The sequence below is a fragment of the Streptomyces globisporus genome (assembly GCF_003501885.1).
GTDB classification, from domain to species: Bacteria; Actinomycetota; Actinomycetes; order Streptomycetales; family Streptomycetaceae; genus Streptomyces; species Streptomyces globisporus_D.
The window spans coordinates 1-828 of sequence record NZ_QWFA01000407.1 but is presented as its reverse complement, the minus strand read 5'-3'; the positions used below and the strand labels follow the sequence as shown (position 1 = coordinate 828).

1 protein-coding gene is annotated in these 828 nt (G+C 78.0%); it reads right to left on the bottom strand.

The genetic code is table 11. The features are described 5' to 3' along the window. Nucleotides 1–828: PQQ-binding-like beta-propeller repeat protein (locus tag D3105_RS34015; RefSeq protein WP_165891147.1), on the bottom strand; the 828-nt coding region annotated here is incomplete at both ends.

Sequence of the window (828 nt, the reverse complement as noted above, 5' to 3'; positions counted from 1 at the left end):
CCCCCGTGTCGACCGCCAGCAGCGACCCGCCCCGCCCCAGCAGGTACGCGACATCCCCGGCCATGACCACCTCCGGCCCGTCCAAGGTGAAGGGCAGCGCGATCCGGGCGGCGACCCCGGACGCGGGGGCGTACCGGACCAGTTCGGCGGTGTCCGAGTTCTCGTCCATCGCCGTCAGCACCAGCTCCCCGGCCCCCGCCGCGGAGACCGGCGTCAGCACCCCGTCCAGCCGCCGCTGCCAGGACGCCCGGCCGCTTCCCGCGTCCACCGCCGTGACGAGCGTCGACGCACCCGAGGCCGCGTGTTCGAAGGCGTAGGCGAGCCCGGACCCACCGTCGTGCAGCGCGAAGTCCGGCCGCACATGCCCCGCCAGCCGCTTCTTCCAGCGCGGCGCCCCGCTCGCCGCGTCCAGCGCCGTCACCGCCCCGTCGTCCGCGACGGTCAGCAGGGTGTCACCCGCCGGGAACGCCGCCCCGGGCCCCGCGGACAGCGAGGTGTCCCGGACGGCGGTCCCCTTCACCGGGTCGAGCGCGCGCAGCTTCCCGTCCGGGCCGCCGGACAGAACGACCGCGCCCGAGACGATCGGGGCGCGGGCGCTCCCGTCCGAGGAGGACCGGGCCGTCCACTCCACGCGCCCGTCCGCCGGGTCGATCCTGACCGTGCCGGTCCCGGCCACCGAGCAGTACAGCGCGCCCCCGGCCCCGGCGCCGGCACAGACGGGCGTGCCGCTCCCGCCGGCCCGCAGTGCGGTACGCCAGGGAGCGACGGCACCCCCGGCCTTCGCCCCGCCCGGCTCCCCCTCCGACCCGCGAGGGCTCGCCTCCGTAC